Consider the following 18,673-nt stretch of genomic DNA (forward strand, 5'->3'; position numbering starts at 1 on the left):
TCAGCCGGGCCGGTGGCGGACACCCCGTGCACCCGTAGTTCCACCACACCGATGTCCCCGGCGCGCCCGCCCACCTCTCGCTGATCCATCCCGTACCGGCCCCCGGCGCGTCCGCGGCGCACACGACCCCCTCGGCTGATCCGGCGGTGCCCGCGTGACGGAGTGGCGTACCCCCGAAGGAGAAACCAACCCTGAGCTGTGGGCGAGCCCGCCTCGCCGTCAGAGTGGAGAGCCGCTGCATCCGATCCGGCGTCGCATCGCCGGCGGCCTCGTCACGCGACGCCACGACTGCACCTGCCGCGCCAGGCGGCATCGGGGGATCCGGCACGTCATCCCGGTGCTTTCTCCAGCGTGGCCGGGGCCGCTATGCGGTCGACGGGGTGATGAGCTCATCGGCGACCCAACGCGCGACGCCAGCGGGGTAGGGCGCCGGCAGTATGAGCACGATGTGCCCGAAGCCGGCGCCGATCGTCCTGCCGATGGCGTCCCGGGTGAGCCCGGGCTGGTCGTAGGAGACGGGCAGGTTGATCGAGCGGGTGATCGACGCTGGGTCGCGGCCGATTTCGGCGCAGTAGCGTTCCAGCAGGGCGCTGCGGCTGACGGCGTCGTCGACGTCCCCGCTGGCGATGTTCCAGATGTCCGCGTGCTCGGCGACCACCCGCAATGTGCCGGCGGAGCGGCCACCGATAACGATCGGCGGGTGCGGGCGCTGCACGGGCTTGGGGCTGGCGAACGCTCCGGTGAGGTCGACGTACGTTCCGTGGAAGTCGAACGGCTCGTTGTCGGTCCAGAGTCGCCGGATGACCGTGAGCGCCTCGGCGAGGCTGCCCACGGCGTCGGCGGTGTCGGCGAAGGGCAGGCCGTGCGCGGCGTACTCCCGCCGGGCCAGGGGGTGACCAGGCCGTGACCCGACGCCGATGCCGAAGTCGAGGCGCCCGCCGGAGACAATGTCGACGACCGTGGCGATCTTGGCGAGCATCGCGGGAGGCCGGAAGCGGTTGCTGGTCACCATCACGCCCAGTCGCAGCCGCTCGGTCTGCGCGGCGAGGGCGGAGAGCAGGGTCCAGCCCTCGTACGCCGGTCCGCCCGGGTCGCCACCGATGGGCATGAGGTGGTCGAACAGCCACGCGTGCTCGATCTCGGCGATGGCGTCCGCTTCCTGCCATACCCGCAGGATGTCGTGGTAGTCGACGTGCATCGGGGCGGTCATGAGCCCGAAGCTGGGCGAGGGCTTGCTTGGCATGGGTCCGTTCGTCCTTTCGGTGCCGAGCCTGGAAGGTCTGGCGGGTCAGGCGGCAGGCGGACGTCCGCCTGCCGCCTGGTCACTGACACGTGCCGAGTGATCAGCGGCGGCGCAGCGCCGGCTCGAGCAGAGCGGGCGGGGTGTCGTTCTTTTCGTGGGCGGCGAGGTCGACGCCGGGAGCCACGATCGCGTCGATCGCGTCCAGCACGTCGGCCGAGAGCACCGTGTCCGCGGCGGCGAGCTGTGAGCGGAGGTGCTCTGTCGTGCGGGGGCCGATGATCGCGCTGGTCACGCCCGGGTGCGCGGTGACGAAGCCGAGCGCGAGCTGGATCATGCTGAGGCCAGCCTCGTCGGCGACTGTGGCGAGCTGCTCGACGGCGTCGAGCTTGGCGCGGTTGGCGGGGATGCTGACGTCAAAGCGATGCTGCATGAAGCCCGAGCGGTTCGTACTGATTTCCTGTCCGGCGCGGATCGCCCCGGACAGCCAGCCCGACGCCAGCGGGCTCCAGGCCAGCACGCCCATGCCGTACTCCTGGGTCGCGGGCAGCACGTGGGCCTCGATGCCACGCTGCAGGATCGAGTAGTTCGGCTGCTCGGTCACGTAACGGCTCAGACGTCCCTCGCGGGCGGCCCACTGCGCCTGCACGATGCGGTAGGCGGGAAAGGTCGAGGAGCCGAAGTAGCGGATCTTGCCCGCGCGCTGCAGGTCCGTCAGCGCCGACAGCGTCTCGTCGTCGCTGGTCGTCGGATCCCACCGGTGCATCTGGTAGAGGTCGACGTGGTCGACGCCGAGGCGGCGCAGGCTGTTCTCCAGCGCGGTGACCAGCCAGCGGCGCGAGCCGCCCCGCTGGTTGCGTTCGTCGCCCATCGGCAGGGTCGCCTTGGTGGCCAGAACGACGTCGTCGCGGCGGCCGGCGATGGCCTTGCCGACCATCTCCTCGGACTGGCCGCCGCTGTAGGCGTCGGCGGTGTCGATGAGATTGATCCCCGCGTCGAGCGCCGCGTCGACGATGGCGGTGGCGTCCTCCTGGGTGGTGTTGCCGATCTTGCCGAAGTTCATCGCGCCGAGTACGAGGGTGCTGACCTGCACACCAGTGCGACCCAGGGTGCGGTACTGCATGACTGTTTCTCCTTTTGGACGTCCGGCGGTCCACGGTTTGGTGGCAGCCCGCCCGGTTCATTATGCTGAGCAAGCGGAGCACTGTTCCGGTAAACACCATACGGAACGGTGTTCCGGATGCCAAGTGGAGTGACGGAGGTAACGCGACGTGGCTGACATCGACAGCCGCTCGGAGCGACCGGTCCCGCGCAAGCGGGCCGACGCCCGGCGCAACGAGAGGGCCCTGCTCGACGCTGCCGCTGCGGCGTTCGTCACCTCCGGCGTCGACGTCCCCGTGCGGGACATCGCCGTACGGGCGGGCGTCGGCGTGGGCACGATCTACCGCCACTTCCCCACCCGGGCCGACCTCATCGTCGCCGTCTACCGGCACCAGATCGAGGCGTGCGCCGACGCGGGACCGGCCCTACTGGCCGACAGCGATACACCGCACGCCGCCCTGGCCCAGTGGATCGACCTGTTCGTCGACTTCCTGGTCACCAAGCACGGTCTCGCCGCGGCGCTACAGTCCGACGACGCCGCCTTCCAGACCCTGCACGCCTACTTCCTCGACCGGCTCGTCCCGGTCTGCGAGCAGCTCCTCAACGCCGCCGTCGCCGCCGACGAGATCCACCCCGACATCGACGCCTACGGGCTGCTGCGCGGCGTCGGCAATCTCTGCATCGGCGCGGGCAACGATCCCCGTTACGACGCACGCCGCCTGGTCGACCTCCTCGTCGCCGGGCTTCGCGTCCGTTAGTGCGGTGTCCACGAACGTTCGCCGGTTGTGCGGTGGTCGTAGTGGATCCTCGCCTTGTGGGCGAGCTCCCCTCCGAGTGATGGGGCGGGCCTCCGCGGGCCACCTGATCCTCGCGCCGCGGATGGGCGGCGGGGATCACGTCGCGGCCGGCCGGCACCGGGAAGGTGCCGGCCGGCCGCGACGGTGCGTGAGCACCTCCGACAACGCAACACCTGTCGGGGTGGTGTGTCCGCCGCCCGGGCTACGGGTGGCGAGGGTGGCAGCCGCGACCAGGTCACGCTGCCCGGATAACCGGCAGTGCGGGCAGTCGTAGAGGTCTCCCGCCACGCCGCAACATCAACGCCACCTACGAAAACGACCTAGCCGGGCCGTCCTCAGAGCGCGGTGCCGCCCGAAGCGTCGATGACCTGACCGGTAACCCAGCGCCCCTCGTCGGAGGCGAGGAAGGCGATGATGCTGGCCACGTCGTCGGTCTCGCCGAGCCGGCCGAGGGCGACACGCGCCGTCTGCTGCGCCGCGAGTTCCGGATTGTCGACCAGGTATTGGCTGTTCCGGGTCATGACGATGCCGGGTGACACCGAGTTGACGGTGATCCCGCGCGGGCCCAAATCCAGCGCCATGTCGTAGCTGAACCAGTTCAGCGCCGCCTTGCTGACGCCGTAGGCCAGCAGATCCGGGCTTCCGACTCTGGCCGCGGTGCTGGAGACGTTGATGATCCGACCGCCGTCGCGCAGTCGCGGCAGCGCGAGCTTCGTGATGAAGAACGGCGCCTTCACGTTCACGGCCATCACCTGGTCGAACTCGTCCTCAGGGAGGTCGGCCAGCCGGGCGAAGCTTCCCTTGCCGGCGTTGTGGACGAGGATGTCGATCTCCCCGTCGGGCACGAACTCCCGGCCCGCCTGGTCGAAGGTCTCCCAGAAGCGAGCCGCGTCGCCGGGTGTGCCCAGCTCGGTGTGCACGGCGAAGGCACGTCCGCCGTCCTTGCGGATGCGCTCCACCGTGTCGCGGGCCGCCGCCTCGTCGTGGCCGTAGCCGACGGCGACCGTCGCCCCGTCACGGGCGAACCGCTCGACGGTCGCCCGGCCGATCCCGTGACTGCCGCCGGTGACGACGGCCACTTTGTTCTGCAGTGCTCCTGACATGACCGCTCCTTTGTTGGATGATCGCTCAAGTGGAACCGTAGCTCGTTCTTGAGCGATCAGCCAACAAGCCTCCGACCCCTTGTGAACGATCGCTCTAGAATGGGGGTCATGGACACACCAGGGGTACGGCGAGGCCGGCCGCCGACCTTCAACCGGGCGGCGGCACTGGCGGCCGCCACCCGCCTGTTCTGGGAGAACGGGTACGAGGGGACCTCGATCAACGACCTGACCCGGGAGATGGGCATCCGGCCCGGCAGCCTCTATGCGGCGTTCGGCGACAAGAGGTCCCTGTTCAACGAAGTCATCGAGGCGTACGGTCGCTCCCCGGCCGGCGAGTTCATCTGGGCCGCCATGGCCAGGGAGCCGACGGCCTTCGATGCTTTCCGCCGCATCCTGCTCGACGCGGCGGCGATGTACACCGACCCCGAGACGCCGGCCGGAAACCTGCTCTGCAGCGCGGCCGCAGCCGACACCGATGTCGCCACCTACATGCGCGACCTGCGCAACGCCAGCGTCGGCACCTTCGAGAAGCGCCTGACAACCGCCCGGCAAGAGGGCGAACTACCGGCGACAGCCGACCCCCGCAAGCTTGCCGCGTATTTCACGGCCGTCATGCACGGCATGTCCCAGCGCGCCCGGGATGGCGCCACGGCGGCGGAACTCACCGATACTGCGGAACTGGCCATGGCCGCCTGGCCGGCGCGCTGACCGCCGCGAGATCTCCCTGGCTGCCGGCGAACCAGGGACTCGTACGGGATGGGCCTGGATGTGCACGCGTGCGGCGGGAAGATCTCAGCACGAAGAGGGACTTGAGATACAGGGTCTGCCACGCCGACACACCGCGGGCACACCCCGCCAGGATGACCCGGTCCGCACCCGCCACCGGATCCCGTCGATGATCACTCTGACGGTCCATCTGCGTGGCCGATCACGGTCCGTTCCCGCAGGCAGCAACGGCTCGAGAACCGCCAGCACCCTGGCGAAGCTCGTTTCAATGAGGCAGGCGGCCAGGTGGGACGACGCCGGAGTCCGCGTCGATGTGCGGGATTTCGTCGCGGTACACCTCGGGCACCCGGACGGGGTGCTGCTGATCGACGAGACCGGTGATCTGAAGAAGGGCGTGCAAACCGTCGGGGTGCAACGGCAGTACTTGGGCACCGCCGAGAAGATCGGAGGCCGCTCTCGTCCCGTTCGCGCCATCGCCCCTGCGGAGTCGGCGCGCAAGAGGCGATCGACTGACGGGTGCTCCCCTCAAGGTCAGACGTACCCTCTTGGCCGGGCCGGTCCCCGCAGCCGAGGTCGAAGACTGGCGGGCGCCAACCGGAAGTCTGGCGGGCCCATTGCCGAAGCCGCTGCGACCGGTGCCTCTGACCTCCTGTCTCAGGCATCGAGGATCTGCCATTCCTGGCTGATTTCGCCGCTGACCGGTTGCTGGACCACCCTGGCGCCGTCCGCGGTGGAGCCGCCTTCGACCCCGACACACCAGCCATTGCTCACATTGACGAACCGGTGGTATCCGCTGGTCGTCGCCGGTACGAGATTCCACCACTGGTTACGTCCGCCGTTGTCGGCCCATTGAACGAGTGCCGCGCCCTGGCCCGAGCCACCTGGGCTGTCCAGGACCTTCCCGCTTTTGACACCGGACAGCCGGAACGAGCCATCGCTGTTGGGCAGCAGCCGCCACTGCTGGTTGGCCGCGCCGGTCCACGGCCACTGGATGACAGTGGCCCCGTACACCTAGCGCAACAGCGGACCCAGGTCGCCGACGATCTGAGCCATCGCTCGGATGATCTCGGTTTCGGTCTCGGTGCGCCAGATCAGGGCGTAGTCCAGGCGGGGCAGGTCGGTGATGGGTAGCCACCGTACGTCCGGCAGGGCCCAGTGGTCGGTGACGTGGACGGGGAAGACCTGGACCGTGTCGCCGAGGGCGACGAGGTGGATGAGTTCGTCGCTGTTGGCGACGAATGCGCCGCACTCGATCGTGTGGCCGCGTGGGCTTTGGAACGGCAGGTACGCGTCTTCCCAGTAGTTCGGCAGGCGTTGCCCCATTCCGTTCGGGAAGTCGGCGAGCATCTCCAGCGACACGGATGGTCGACGGGCCAGCTCGTGATCGTCTGACACTGCCAGGATCCGCCGGTCGCCGAAGAGGACCGGCCCCACCGTGAGGTCCGGTTCGTCGACGGGCAGCCAGGCGACGAGGATGTCGTGGTCTCCGGACCGCAGTGCGGCGAACGGGTTCACGAACGAGGCGCGGCGAATCTGCAACGTCCACTGCGGGTGCTGACGGCGGAACGTGTCCCAGAACGGGCGCATGTCGTAGGTGTTGAAAGGGATCATGCCGACGCGGAGGGTGCCGGTGATGCCGTGAGCGACCTGCCGGGCCCGCTCGACGCTGTCCAGCAGGCCGGCGTAGACGGGTCGTAGGTCGTCGCGCAGCGGTTGGCCGAGCGGGGTGAGCCGGACGGTACGGGTCGAACGGTCGAACAGCAGAGCACCGAGCGGACGCGGTGGTGCCATCGCTGGTGCTCGAACGCCACGTCAGCTTCGATCTCCACGACCACGTTCGGCTTCACCTGCACCTACCGCAGCGGCTCCGGCCGCTCCAGCTGGCCGGACCAGGATGTGGGCAGCGGCTCCGGCCAGGGGTGCAGCACTGTGGCGTTGCGCCGCCCGCGGGGGCGACAGCATCCTGCCGAGCTCCTCGCGCTGTTCGCCCCTGAGCGGGTGGGGGGCCGCCGGTGTACCCCAGCCGCCCTCGCCGGTCCGTGACGATGGACCTCTGCGTCGCGGCCCGGTGCCCAGGCTGTGGCAGGTGTCGGGTACCTCCTGGAACCTCGCCCGCCACTGCTCACTGTCAACCAGGAGTTTCGGGATCGGCGGTTCGTGTGCGATCAGGGCGCGCACCTGGCCGGCCGGTCGGCGTCGTCGTGGCAAGCCGGGCGGTCGTCGCGACAAGCTACACCAGGACCAGGACCAGGACCAGGACCAGGGCCGCTCCAGCGAAGACCAATCAGTGGTCTTGGCCTCGTGTGGCATCGGACCTTGACCGTGCGGGGTCGGTGCCCGGCCTGGCGCAGAGGTGCGGCCCGTGCCGACTGCCGCGCCAGTCCAGTGACGAGCCGAACCGGAATCTAGGGGCTACCGACCAGTGAGCGAGCTCAGACGCGGCTGATTCGCACCGCGTCGGCGACGACGTATCCGGTGCCGCTGGTCCAGCGGCTCACACCGACCTTGTTGCCCGTGCCGGCCGCCAGGGTGAATACGCCGATCGAGACCCACCGACCGCCGTTGACCCGCTGGTCGACGGACACGGATCTGCTCCCGGTGGTGGTCGCCACGAGGTAGGGCGTCTCGTTGTTGTAGCCGGCGTCGGCCGGGTACCAGACCGAGATCTCGTAGCTTCCGGTCGCTGGGATGGTCGACCGGTACCAGGCGACGTCACTGGACGTCACCGGACTGGCGAACCGGTAGTCGGTACCGAACCGTTGGGCAGAGTAGGCCGACGTGCCCCAGCCGCTGCTCGCCGTGAACCCGCCCGTGGTGCTGTTGTCGATGGTTGTGGTCCACTGCTGCGGCGGGGTCTGGGTGACTTTCACGTCGAGGTAGTTGCGGTCGATGTTCATCGTCACGCCGCCCCACGTCTCGGTGACGTTGCCGACGTACTGGTGCAGGCGTTGGTGGTTCGCGTAGTGAGCGTCGGCGCAGTAGCTTCCGGCGTCCGTGTCAGCCACCCCGTTCCACCAGGCGATCCAGATCTGGTCGAGTCGCATGTAGTTCGGGTTGTCGTACGCGTCGCAGACGTCCTTGATGCCGGAGGTGCCGCTGGAGTACATGCCGGCGAGGTACCCGCGCACGTGCAGTTGCTCGATCCAGCCGGACAGAAACGACAGCACGGCGGCTCGGCACGACGTGTTCGACGGGTACTGCTCGATGTCGTTGTAGATGGTGCTCGTACTGCCGATGCCCAGTGCCTGGGCGGCAGCTGCGGCGCTGTTCGCCGCGGCGACGCCTTGTGACCGGGCGGTTGTGGGATCGGCGGACATCTTTGGCGTGCGGGTGCCGCACGGCGCCTGGTATCCCAGCTCGATGGGAAGTAGCCGCCATCCGCTGGTGATCTGGTTGGCAACCCAGGTCGCGGTGAGGTTGGGTTGGGAGCAGGAGCGGCTGTCCCCGCTGATGTAGATGCCGATCGCGCCGTAGGGCGAGCTGGCTCGCCACGCGTTCATTGCGGACTGTGACGGGGCGGCGCAGGTGTCGAATCCCCGGCCGGTGAAGGTGCCGGGTTGCGGACCGGCGGCCGGCAGCGTCGCAGCGGTCGGTGCCTGCGCGAGCGTCGCGGCCGCAGCAGTCGGGGCGGCCAGCACCACGACTTCGGCGGCAATGGCGAGACCCACCAACCAGCCGGCAACGGTTCTCATCGTCGCCACCTCCTGAGGAAGGAAATCTAGCCGAGGAGCGGACAGCCCGAAAGATTTCTACCACGAATCGACGGACGGCAATAGACATGGCGACAGGGTCCTGCCGGATGGCGACTGCACGCGCGCCGACCTGAAGGGCGGCTTCGCAGTCGCAAGCAATCCCGCTGCTCACGCGACCGCATCGACACGGGTCTGGTCGTTGAGTACGTTGTCCGCGAGAGTCGATCAGCCGATGGTGGACGGCGGGAGGCCGCGTGGCCGGGAAACACCGTTCGTGGTGGGGCTGGGGAAACGTCGAGGACGCGGTAATCGGCGCGGAGGCCACGGCGCTGCAGAACCGGGTGCGTACGCTATTGCCCGACGCTGACCTGACCGAACACGTTGCGCCGCCGGTGGCCGAACTCAGTCTGCGTCCGCCACGGATCGATGCGCCGACGTCACTCGTACGGCTGTGTTCGGCGGATCCGGTCGACCGGGCGGCGCACACCCACGGCAAGGCGTTCCGGGATGTCGTCCGCAACCTGCATGGGGATGTCCGCGACCCGCCGGACCTGGTGGTCCGGCCGGTGACCGAGCAGGACGTCCTCGACGTGTTGGATTGGTGCGGGAGCCAGGACGTCGCGGTGATCCCCTACGGCGGCGGCTCGTCCGTGGTCGGCGGTGTGGAGCCGCGGCTGGGTGACGCGTACCCGGCGGTGGTCAGTCTCGACCTTGGGCGCCTCGACCGGGTGCTGGAGGTGGACTCGACCAGCCGGGCCGCTCGCATCCAGGCGGGCGTGTTCGGTCCGGCGCTGGAAGGCGAGCTCCGGCGGCATGACCTCACGCTGCGGCACTTCCCGCAGTCGTTCGAATTCTCTACGCTGGGCGGCTGGTTGGCCACCCGCGCTGGCGGTCACTACGCCACCGTCCTCACCCACATCGACGACCTGGTGGAATCTTTGCGGGTGGTCACCCCGGCGGGCATCAGCCAGTCGCGTCGGGTGCCGGGCTCCGGCGCCGGGCCGTCTCCGGACCGGCTGTTCCTCGGCTCCGAGGGCGTCCTCGGCGTCATCACCGAGGCATGGATGCGGCTGCAGGACCGGCCCCGCTGGCGGGCGGGCGTCGCGGTGCACTTTTCTGATTACGACGCAGCGGTGGCCGCCACCCGGGTCGTCGCCCAGTCCGGTCTGCACCCGAGCAACTGTCGACTGCTCGACCCGGCGGAGGCGCTCCTCAACACCGGCACCGCCACCACCGGCGGTGTGCTTGTCCTGGGATTCGAGTCCGCCGACCATCCGGTCGCCCCGTGGTTGGACCGCGCCGTCGAGCTGTGCCGCGATCACGGCGCAACGCTGCCGGAGTCATCCCGCAGCGACGACCGGTCCGGCCCACGGCAGGGGACCGCCGCCGCCTGGCGGTCAGCGTTCCTGCGGATGCCGTACCAGCGCGACGCGCTTGCCGCCCGGTCGATGATCGTGGAGACGTTCGAAACCGCCTGCACCTGGAGCCAATTCCCCGCCCTGCGCGCCGCTGTGTTTGACGCGGCCGGCGAGGCGCTCCGCACCGTCGCCGCGACCGGTGTGATCACCTGTCGCTTCACCCATGTCTACCCGGACGGCCCCGTCCCCTACTTCGGCGTGTACGCCACCGGCCGCTGGGGCTCCACCCTCACCCAGTGGGACCAGATCAAGCATGCCGTCTCCGACGCGCTGCTCGCCGCCGGCGGCACCATCACCCACCACCACGCCGTCGGCCGCGACCACCGACCGTGGTACGACCGACAGCGTCCAGACCCGATCGCGCTCGCACTGCGCGCCGCCAAGAGCGCGCTCGACCCGTCCTGGATCCTCAACCCCGGCGTCCTCATCGATCCCGCCGTTCGACGTTGACATGGTGCCGAACCTCGTGGTTCAGCGCGCGCTGGAGCGGTGTCGCGGTTTCGTGACCATGGCGTCGAGGCAATGACCTGCCGGTTGAGTGTCATCTGTAAGGCGTCCCGGGGCGGCGTCTAGACGGGCGCTTCGGCGCTGAGGACGATGGTGAGGTCCTCCGGCAGGTGCAGGAATTCGGTGTGGTTGGCGGCGTTGTCAGCCAGAGCGATGAACAGCCGTTTACGCCAGGTGGGCATGCTGGGCTGCGGGTGCGGCGCAGGGTGATCCGCGAGACAAGGTAGGAGACCTGGTCGCAGACGATTCCTTCGGGGAGGGGATGAGTGGCGGCGCGCATGCGCAAGATCGCCTCCTGGGCCGCGATCGCCGCCGTGCGGACCGCGATCGCCGGAATCCATGGCATGAACTTCGCCAAGATGACCGAGCTGACCTGGAGATACGGCTACTTCTATGCCCTTGCTCTCATGGCCGCCGCCGCCCTCGCCCTGTACCGCCTCTTCCGCCGCTCCTGCTGGCTGTGACGAAACGACCCCCTCGACGTGCGGACCACCATCGGGGCAGCCGTCAGGTGCCTCGGCGCGGTCCATGAGAATTGCTGCCTGAGGAGGGCGACCGGGCCCCTGTGCGGCCGGGCGCAGCCCTTGACTCGAGGCGACCTGGACTACCCGGAGGTGGTGAAGCTGATGAAGGTATCGGGGGCCGTGTCTCGGGAGTGGGCCCGTCGTGGATCTCCCATGTGCTCCCACGGACTTGGGTCGCAACCTTCGACCAGAACGCTTCGACGCCGGGGTTGTAACGCTGCGGTCGGGGTTGTCATCACAAAGCCCGCTGTCCGGCTGGCCGCAGTGATCAACCAGACGTGGCGCTGCGGGTCGACGCCGGCGAGAAACCGGTCGAGCGGTCGGTCGTTGAACGTGCCATCGTTGTTGGGGAGATGACCGTAGACCTCCGATAGATTCACTGTCGAGGCTGCGCGAATACCTGGTCGGGCCGGTACGTCACGGCGATCAGCGTCTAGACCACCTGGCGGATCCTTCACGAACGCGGGTGGTCGTGGCAGGCCGCCAAGAGGGGAAGGCGAGCACCGACACTGAAACAGTGCGAAGCGGGCAGATTTGCTTGTGTCGGAGCCAGACAATCGAGCAGAGAGACCACCGTGTTCCGGTTAGGGGCGTGGCCGCACCAGCCCCGCGTCGAACGCCGCGATCACCAGCTGTGCTCGATCACGAACGGTCAGCTTCGCCATCAGGTGCGTGATGTGCGTTTTCACCGTCTTCACCGATATAGCCAGGGCAGTTGCGATCTCGTCGTTCGACAAGCCGCCGCCGATCAGTGTCAGCACTTCCACCTCGCGGCCAGTCAGCCGCCGCAGTTTCGGCGACGGCCTATCCGGCCGTGGTGCTGCGACGTAATGCGCCACGAGCCGGGTGAGGATCGACGGCGCGAACAGCGATTCACCGCGGTGAGTGCGGCGGATCGCCTCGATCAGTTCCTCGGGATGGGCGTCCTTGAGCAGGAAACCGGACGCGCCCGCGTGCAGTGCCTCGTAGACGTACTCGTCGAGCTCGAACATGCTCAGGACTAGGACGCGGGCGGTGGACAGTGCCGGGTCCGTGCAGATGCGGCGGGTGGCCTTGAGGCCGTCGAGGTGCGGCATCCGTACGTCCATCAGGATGACGTCGGGGCGGGTGGTGCGGGCGCACGACACGGCATGTGCGCCGTCGCCGGCCTCGCCGACGACAGTCAGGCCCGGCTCGTTGTTGATGATCATGGCGAGGCTGTGTCGGAGCAGCGGCTGGTCGTCCACCAGCAGTACGCGGATGTCGTTCACACCGCCTCGTCCGGGATCCTCGCGGTGACGCGGAAGCCCGCGTCGACCCGCTCCGTCGACAGCGTTCCGCCGAGACTGCCTACCCGCTCCCGTAACCCGGCCAGCCCGTGTCCAGCGCCCGGCGATGCCCGCCATTCGTCGACTGGGCCGGTGTCCGCCGCCGTGACCACCACGGATGTTCCGTCCCGATACACCCGCACCCCTACGTCCGTCGGTCCCGCGTACCGCGCCGCGTTGCTGAGCGCCTCCCGCACGGTCTTGCAGACGGCGACTTGCACACCCTGCGATACCGGGCCGAGCGGCTCGATCGTCAGCCGTGGCCGAAGCCCGGCGAGCGACGCCGCGTGCACGATGCCGGGCAAGTCGTCGAGGTTGTCCACGGGCGCACGGCGGCTGGCGGCCGACGGCTCGCGCAGGACCGTGAGCATGCGGCGTAGCTCGGCTGTGGCGTGCCGGCTCGCCTCCTCGATGTCGGTGAGCGCCGCCTCGACCTCCGCAGGCTTGGGTAGATGTCGGGTGGCCGCCGCGCGGACCGTGATCAGACCCAAGCCATGCGAGACGATGTCGTGCAGGTCGCGGGCAATCCGCAACCGCTCGGCGAGCACCGCCTCGGATGCCGCCCAGGCGGTCAGCCGTGATTCGTAGGCGGTTCGGTCGGCGCGTGACCGCCGCACAGCCCATAGCGCAGCCGCGACAGCGCCACCGACTATCAGCGGTGGCAGTACGAGCGCGAACGGGCCCTGCGCGCCGACCGTGCACATGGACATCACCAGAACGCTGATCACCGCGGCAGCCGCCGGCACGGCCGTGGACCGCCGGGAGGGGCGCGGATGGGCGTTCACCACCCCGACTGTAGTTCTCAGACCAGGGTCTGACGGTCTGTGGGCCGACCCGGCCGTCGGGATCCGAGAACGGTCCGATGCGCGAGGGCCGGAACCTGCGTTGACTGGGCTTATGATCACGATCGATCGCGTCAGTAAGACCAAGAGCAGGACCCAGATCCTGCACGAGGTCACCTTTGAGGCCCAACCCGGCCGGGTCACCGGCTTTCTCGGGCCGAACGGTGCCGGGAAGACGTCGACGTTACGTATCCTGCTCGGCCTGGACCGCCCCCAGAGCGGGACCGCGCTGATCTGTGGGCGCCGCTACCAGAAACTGGACCGTCCGCTCCTGACTGTCGGCGCGCTGCTCGACGGCAGCGGTGCGCACCGGGCCCGCACGGCCCGCGCGCACCTGCGCTGGGTAGCCGCCAGCAACGGTCTGCCCGACTCCCGTGCCGACGAGGTCCTTGAGGTCGTGGGCCTGACCGGCGACGCGCGGAAACGCGCCGGCCGCTTCTCCCTGGGCATGAGCCGCCGGCTCGGGCTCGCTACCGCGCTGCTCGGCGATCCTGCGGTGCTGGTCCTCGACGAACCGGTCAACGGTCTCGACCCGGCCGGGATTCGCTGGATGCGGGAATTCCTCCGGGACAGCGCCGCGCAAGGCCGCACGGTCCTACTCTCCAGCCACCTGATGGGCGAGTTGGCCGAGATCGCCGACGACGTCATCGTGATCGACAAGGGCCGGATCGTGATCCAGGGCGGACTGGCCGACGTCATCGGCGATCATCGAACGCTCGAGGACGCTTTCTTCGAGCTGACCGCTACCGAGGCCGGTGGCCCGTGGTGAGCCCGGTCCGCGCCGAACTCCGTAAGCTGCTCGGCCTGCCCACCGCCTGGGTCGGCTTGGTTCTCGGTACGTTGATAGCACCCGTGGTCATCCTGCTGAACGCGCCCTACACCCGCCGCGCGATCGCCGCCGGCACTCTCACTGACACGTCCGACCTGGGCCTACGCGACCTAGGTATCGGCCTGATCGGTCCGATAGTCCTCGGCGTGATCGTGGTGAGCAGCGAATACACGTCCACCGGTCGGGACGCCCCCGGCGCCCGCCAGCTCACCGCGACGCTCACCGCAGTTCCCGACCGGCTGCGTCTGCTCGTGGCGAAAGCCACCGCGCTCGTGCTGGTCGTCGCGGCCCAGGCGGCGGTCACCACAGCCGCCACACTCACCCTCACCCAGGTGCTGTACGGCGAACACGCGCCGGCACCCGCACCGGCCCGAGTCGTCGCCGCGATCCTCTATTGGACGTTGACCGCACTACTGGCGTATGCGATCGCGCTGATTACTCGCAACGGCATCGTGCCGTTGACGCTGCTGATCATCAACAGCTCCGTCGTGTCAGTGTCGTACCTGCTGACGAAGGTCACCGACCTTGCCTCCTATCTGCCGGACATCGTCGGAGCGCAGATGTTCATCGGCAGCGCGCGCTTCCCCGTCGAGATCGCCCCGGTGACCGCCGGCCTGGTGATGACGGCCTGGGTCATCGCGTTACTCGCGGTCGGCGCGGTCCTGTTTCAGCGGCGGGACGTATGAACACCGCCCGCGCTGAACTGCGCAAACTGCTGACCCTGCCGTCGCTGCGCCTGACCGCACTACTGACCTGGACCGCCAACCTGCTGCTGACGTACGTGTACGCATCTGCCGAGTTCCACGGTGAGTCGCTCGGCGAGGTCGCCGCCTTGGCCCCACTCGGCTACACCCAGGCCGGCTTCCTGGTGCTCGGCGTGCTCGCGGCCGCGTCCGAGTACCAGGAGTCCGGCCAAATCAGCACCACGCTGCTCGCGATGCCCCGGCGCCTGCCACTGCAGGCGGTGAAGGCCGTCGCGCTGACTGTGGTGGCGCTTCCGGTGGCCGCCGTGACAGCGGCCACCAGCACCCTTGCGGGCGGTGCGGGCACCTGGATGCCGGCCGCGACGGCCTACCTGACGCTCACCACGCTGCTGGGGGCCGCAGTCGCCAGCGTCGTTCGCCGTGCAGTGCCCGCCGTGGTTCTGCTGCTCGGTCTGTATTTCATCGCAGGCCCGCTGCTGCGGGCTCGGAGCTGCACCAACGCCGCCTATCTGCCGGACACGGCTGCCCTCGACCCGACCCGCGGTGCCGCCGCCACGGTCACATGGACACTCTCCGTACTAACGTTTGCCGCTGTCACTTTCCGCCGTCGCGACGCTTAATCCTGCAACGGCGGTAGGCGAATCGGTTCGTGTTCGTTGGTCTGCCTGTGACGGACGTAGATGTTGACCGGTGGCAGGGGAGCTGGACCGCCTGCATGCTCGGATCGGGCCCCGGTTTCGCCGGTCGGAGCCGCGGCGGCGGGCGCGTCAGTACCTGTGCGGTCTGGTGTCGGGCCTGGGCCGGAAGAATGGCTGGACCCTCGCGGAGCAGGCCGGGCATGTGTCGCCGGACGGTATGCAGCGGTTGTTGCGGTGGGCGGACCGGGACGCCAACGCGGTCCGTGACGACGTCGTCGAGCATCTCAGCGACCCAGCTGGTGTGTTGATCGTCGACGACACCGGCTTCCCCAAGAAGGACACCCGATCAGCGGAGGTGCAGCGTCAGTACTCCGGCACTGCCGGCGGACGGTGAGTCTGGTGGGAACATCGGGATGCGGGTTGCGTGTCGCGACCGGCCGCAAAGGACATGATCACCACCACGATGGGCCGGGCCGCGCCGACGACTTGATCATCGCTGCCTTGCCGGCTCGGGCGTGGTGCCGGAAATCCGCCCCGCGCTCTCATCGTGTTCGGCCGGGCCTTGCCAGATACGAAGCGCTGGAGCGGCCCGGTCCGCACGTCGCCACCTGGTGATCCGATCCGCGGACCTGCTGCGTGAGGGTCGTGTGCTTCTGCTGGGCCTCGCCGACCGCGCGGAGGTCCGCGACGCCGCGGCCGCGTGGACCGGACGGGTCAACACCGTCACCGCCCGCACGGACCGGGTGGACGTCGACGCGTAGCTGATTCGGCCCGACGGCTGCGTCGCCTGGGCCGTGCCCACCGCGCAGGATCTGGATTTCGACACCGCCGCGCTGGGGCGTGCGCTCGGCACCTGGTTCGGCCATCCGGCCTGAGCGGCGCATTAACGGTCGTCTCAGATTCGCTCGGTACGAAGTCGGCATCAGATGAGCGAACTAACCGTATGGAGGAAGCTAGTGATGGCAGTCAAGGCAGCGCCGCCCGGGGAAGCGCCGGCCGGTCGCTTGGCAGGCCGGTGGGTGCCATGGTTGGTGATCGGGTTGTGGGTGGCGCTGGCGGCGGTCATGGTGCCGCTGAGCGGGAAGTTGAGCTCGGTAACCACCGACAGAGCCGTGGACACCCTGCCGGCCAGCGCCGAGTCCACCAGGGTGGCGGTGCTGGAGGACAGCCTCCCCGGCGGTGAGGACAACACGTTCGTCTTCGTGTACCACCGCGCCGGCGGCATGACCGACGCCGACCGCGCGTCGGTCGAGCGCCACCACAACGCCCTTGCCAAGCGGTACCCGCCGAAGGCGACGGCGGCGGGCGGCGAGGACGAGGAGGGCCCACAGACGAGACCCTCCACCGACGGCAAGGCGATGATGTTCACCCTCGACGTGAGCACGACCTACGGCGCACCGGAGACCATCGTCGGCCCATTGCGTGAGGCTGCGAAGGACCGCCCCGCCGGCCTGGAACTCGACGTGACCGGACCCGCCGCGGTCGACGGCGACATGGACGCCGTCTTCGACGGCATCGACCTGCAGGTCTTCCTCACCACCGTCGTCGTCGTCACGCTCCTGCTGATCCTCACCTACCGCAGCCCGGTGTTGTGGTTCATCCCGCTCATGGCTGTGGGCGCGGCCGCACTGACTGCGATGGCGACCGTCTATCTGCTCGTCAAGGGCTTCGGCATCGTGATCAACGACCAGAACTCGGCGCTGCTGACGATCCTGGTATTCGGCGTCGGCACGGACTACGCGCTGTTGCTCATCGCCCGGTACCGGGAGACACTGCACCACCACGAGAACGTCCGGGTCGCGATGGTCCACGCGCTACGCGGCGCGGCGCCGGCCATCGTCGCGTCCGCGGCCACCGTGATCGCTGGCCTGCTCTGCCTGCTCGTCGCCGACCTGAACAGCACCAGCGGGTTGGGCCCGATCGGCGCGGCCGGCATCCTGTGCGCGCTGGTGGCCATGCTGACGCTGTTCCCGGCGGTGCTCGTGGTGCTCGGCAGGCGGATCTTCTGGCCGGCCATCCCGCGGTTCAACACGGCCGTCCAGGAGAAGCCGGGACTGTGGGGACGGCTCGGCACCGCCATCAGTCGCCGCCGGTGGGTGGCGACGCTCGGCTCGCTCGGAGTCCTCGGCGTGCTCGCCATCGGGCTGGTGGGCAACACCGGCGCCCTGCGGGAGCAGGACCAGTTCCTGTCCGCGCCGGAGTCGGTCACCGGCTTCACCGTCCTCCGCCAGCACTTCCCGGAGCTCGGCGGTCAGCCGATGACGATCTTCACGCGGCCGGCGCACCAGGAGCGGGTGCTCGACATCGTCCAGGGCATTCGCGGTGTGGCCCTGGCCGTCCCGGGGCAGACCAGCGGAGGCTGGGCCGACATCTCCGTGTTCCCGACCGACGCGCCGGACACCGCCGCGGAGTACGACACGATCAAGCGGGTGCGTGCCGCCGTGCACGCGGTGAACGGGGCGGAGGCGATCGTCGGCGGGCCGAGCGCGGAGAACCTCGACACCGAGGTCACCACCACCCGCGATGAGAAGCTGGTGATCCCGCTGGTGCTCACCGTCGTCCTGATCGTCCTCGGGCTACTGCTGCGAGCGATCGTGGCCCCGCTGGTCCTGATGGCGACCGTGATCGTCTCATTCGCCGCAGCCTTCGGCGGTAGCGTGTTCGTCTTCGACACGATCCTCGGGTTCAAGGGCGTCGACTATTCGGTGCCGCTGCTGGCATTCCTGTTCCTGGTGGCGCTCGGCATCGACTACAACATTTTCCTGGCCAGCCGGGCCCGGGAGGAGACCGTGCGCCTCGGCACCAGAGAGGGCATGCTCAAAGCCCTCTCCGCCACCGGTGGCGTCATCACCTCGGCAGGCGTGGTCCTAGCGGCCACGTTCGCGGTCCTCGCCTCACTTCCGCTGGTGATGCTGATCGAGGTCGGGTTCCTGGTCGCCTTCGGCGTGCTGCTCGACGCCTTGCTGGTGCGGTCGGTCCTGGTGCCCGCCCTCACCCTGCTGATCGGCCGGCGGATGTGGTGGCCGAGCCGGTTGTCCCGACCGGTGGAGTTGCCGGACGATCAACGGCCGCTCGTGGAGGGGCCCGCGCCGCAACGGTGAGCCCGGCGGCACAGTTGAGATCCGGGACGGGCTCTTGCCCGTTCCGGATTTTTGTCATGGCCCGGCGGCCGTCACCGTGTCCGCCGCCCTTGTCCTGCGCCGCCCGCTGCCCGGGTCCTGGCACCGCGCGCCGTGGCGGTCCCG

Annotated in this window: 16 protein-coding genes and 4 pseudogenes; 11 read left to right on the forward strand and 9 right to left on the reverse strand. The window is 69.1% G+C overall.

What is annotated here, in order from left to right:
- Positions 1–364 precede the first annotated feature (364 nt).
- Together AC5L30_RS10490 and AC5L30_RS10495 are read right to left on the reverse strand one after the other, a co-directional pair.
- Positions 365–1,243 (reverse strand): LLM class flavin-dependent oxidoreductase, encoded by an 879-nt coding sequence (locus AC5L30_RS10490; protein WP_494866792.1) that lies wholly within the window; start codon positions 1,241–1,243, stop codon positions 365–367.
- A gap of 100 nt (positions 1,244–1,343) precedes the next feature.
- Positions 1,344–2,363 carry an aldo/keto reductase gene (locus AC5L30_RS10495; protein ID WP_494866793.1) on the reverse strand — a complete coding sequence of 340 codons (1,020 nt, stop codon included), beginning with the start codon at positions 2,361–2,363 and terminating at the stop codon, positions 1,344–1,346.
- 157 nt (positions 2,364–2,520) lie between these two features.
- On the opposite strand from AC5L30_RS10495, the gene AC5L30_RS10500 reads away from it, so the two are divergent.
- Positions 2,521–3,099: a TetR/AcrR family transcriptional regulator gene (locus AC5L30_RS10500; RefSeq protein ID WP_494867196.1), complete on the forward strand. Its 579-nt coding sequence runs from the start codon at positions 2,521–2,523 to the stop codon at positions 3,097–3,099.
- A gap of 374 nt (positions 3,100–3,473) precedes the next feature.
- On the opposite strand, the gene AC5L30_RS10505 is transcribed toward AC5L30_RS10500, so the two are convergent.
- Positions 3,474–4,241, reverse strand: a complete 768-nt coding sequence (locus tag AC5L30_RS10505; RefSeq protein WP_494866794.1) for an SDR family NAD(P)-dependent oxidoreductase — start codon at positions 4,239–4,241, stop codon at positions 3,474–3,476.
- A 108-nt stretch (positions 4,242–4,349) separates the two neighbouring features.
- On the opposite strand from AC5L30_RS10505, the gene AC5L30_RS10510 reads away from it, so the two are divergent.
- The gene (locus tag AC5L30_RS10510) at positions 4,350–4,949 is read left to right on the forward strand and encodes a TetR/AcrR family transcriptional regulator (protein WP_494866795.1); all 600 of its coding nucleotides are present in this window, start codon (positions 4,350–4,352) and stop codon (positions 4,947–4,949) included.
- An 84-nt stretch (positions 4,950–5,033) separates the two neighbouring features.
- On the opposite strand, the gene AC5L30_RS10515 is transcribed toward AC5L30_RS10510, so the two are convergent.
- Positions 5,034–5,216 (reverse strand): transposase, encoded by a 183-nt coding sequence (locus tag AC5L30_RS10515; RefSeq protein ID WP_494866796.1) that lies wholly within the window; start codon positions 5,214–5,216, stop codon positions 5,034–5,036.
- Positions 5,217–5,244: 28 nt separating this feature from the next.
- Here AC5L30_RS10515 and AC5L30_RS10520 point away from each other — a divergent pair.
- Positions 5,245–5,412 (forward strand): annotated as a pseudogene (locus AC5L30_RS10520) (transposase); the annotation flags it as partial.
- A 209-nt stretch (positions 5,413–5,621) separates the two neighbouring features.
- On the opposite strand, the gene AC5L30_RS10525 reads toward AC5L30_RS10520, so the two are convergent.
- The 3 genes from AC5L30_RS10525 to AC5L30_RS10535 form a co-directional block, all read right to left on the reverse strand.
- Positions 5,622–5,978: an RICIN domain-containing protein gene (locus tag AC5L30_RS10525; RefSeq protein ID WP_494866797.1), complete on the reverse strand. Its 357-nt coding sequence runs from the start codon at positions 5,976–5,978 to the stop codon at positions 5,622–5,624.
- Complete coding sequence (locus AC5L30_RS10530) at positions 5,979–6,758, reverse strand: LysR family transcriptional regulator (protein WP_494866798.1); 780 nt, start codon at positions 6,756–6,758, stop codon at positions 5,979–5,981.
- A 641-nt stretch (positions 6,759–7,399) separates the two neighbouring features.
- Positions 7,400–8,659, reverse strand: a complete 1,260-nt coding sequence (locus tag AC5L30_RS10535) for a glycoside hydrolase domain-containing protein (protein WP_494866799.1) — start codon at positions 8,657–8,659, stop codon at positions 7,400–7,402.
- Between the two features lie 254 nt (positions 8,660–8,913).
- Between AC5L30_RS10535 and AC5L30_RS10540 the strand changes: the two genes are divergently transcribed.
- Positions 8,914–10,527: an FAD-binding oxidoreductase gene (locus AC5L30_RS10540; protein ID WP_494866801.1), complete on the forward strand. Its 1,614-nt coding sequence runs from the start codon at positions 8,914–8,916 to the stop codon at positions 10,525–10,527.
- 335 nt (positions 10,528–10,862) lie between these two features.
- Positions 10,863–11,048, forward strand: a pseudogene (locus tag AC5L30_RS10545) (CorA family divalent cation transporter); the annotation flags it as partial.
- 644 nt (positions 11,049–11,692) lie between these two features.
- On the opposite strand, the gene AC5L30_RS10550 reads toward AC5L30_RS10545, so the two are convergent.
- Both AC5L30_RS10550 and AC5L30_RS10555 read right to left on the reverse strand, forming a co-directional pair.
- A complete protein-coding gene (locus tag AC5L30_RS10550; RefSeq protein WP_494866803.1) occupies positions 11,693–12,358 on the reverse strand; it encodes a response regulator in 666 nt (221 codons plus the stop codon).
- Positions 12,355–12,963: a sensor histidine kinase gene (locus AC5L30_RS10555; protein WP_494866805.1), complete on the reverse strand. Its 609-nt coding sequence runs from the start codon at positions 12,961–12,963 to the stop codon at positions 12,355–12,357. Before AC5L30_RS10555 ends, AC5L30_RS10550 begins: the two co-directional genes overlap by 4 nt.
- Positions 12,964–13,312: 349 nt before the next feature.
- Between AC5L30_RS10555 and AC5L30_RS10560 the strand changes: the two genes are divergently transcribed.
- The 6 genes and pseudogenes from AC5L30_RS10560 (at position 13,313) to AC5L30_RS10585 (ending at position 18,529) form a co-directional block, all read left to right on the forward strand.
- Positions 13,313–14,026, forward strand: coding sequence for an ABC transporter ATP-binding protein (locus tag AC5L30_RS10560; protein ID WP_494866807.1), 714 nt, complete (start codon positions 13,313–13,315; stop codon positions 14,024–14,026).
- Positions 14,023–14,772 (forward strand): hypothetical protein, encoded by a 750-nt coding sequence (locus AC5L30_RS10565; protein ID WP_494866809.1) that lies wholly within the window; start codon positions 14,023–14,025, stop codon positions 14,770–14,772. The genes AC5L30_RS10560 and AC5L30_RS10565 overlap by 4 nt, the downstream gene beginning before the upstream one ends.
- The gene (locus tag AC5L30_RS10570; protein WP_494866811.1) at positions 14,769–15,410 is read left to right on the forward strand and encodes a hypothetical protein; all 642 of its coding nucleotides are present in this window, start codon (positions 14,769–14,771) and stop codon (positions 15,408–15,410) included. The genes AC5L30_RS10565 and AC5L30_RS10570 overlap by 4 nt, the downstream gene beginning before the upstream one ends.
- Positions 15,411–15,480: 70 nt before the next feature.
- Positions 15,481–15,813, forward strand: a pseudogene (locus tag AC5L30_RS10575) (transposase); the annotation flags it as partial.
- Positions 15,814–16,039: 226 nt separating this feature from the next.
- Positions 16,040–16,303: pseudogene (locus AC5L30_RS10580) on the forward strand (aromatic-ring hydroxylase C-terminal domain-containing protein).
- Between the two features lie 156 nt (positions 16,304–16,459).
- Complete coding sequence (locus AC5L30_RS10585; protein ID WP_494867197.1) at positions 16,460–18,529, forward strand: MMPL family transporter; 2,070 nt, start codon at positions 16,460–16,462, stop codon at positions 18,527–18,529.
- Positions 18,530–18,673: the final 144 nt, after the last annotated feature.

It is taken from the genome of Micromonospora sp. BQ32 (assembly GCF_059358895.1).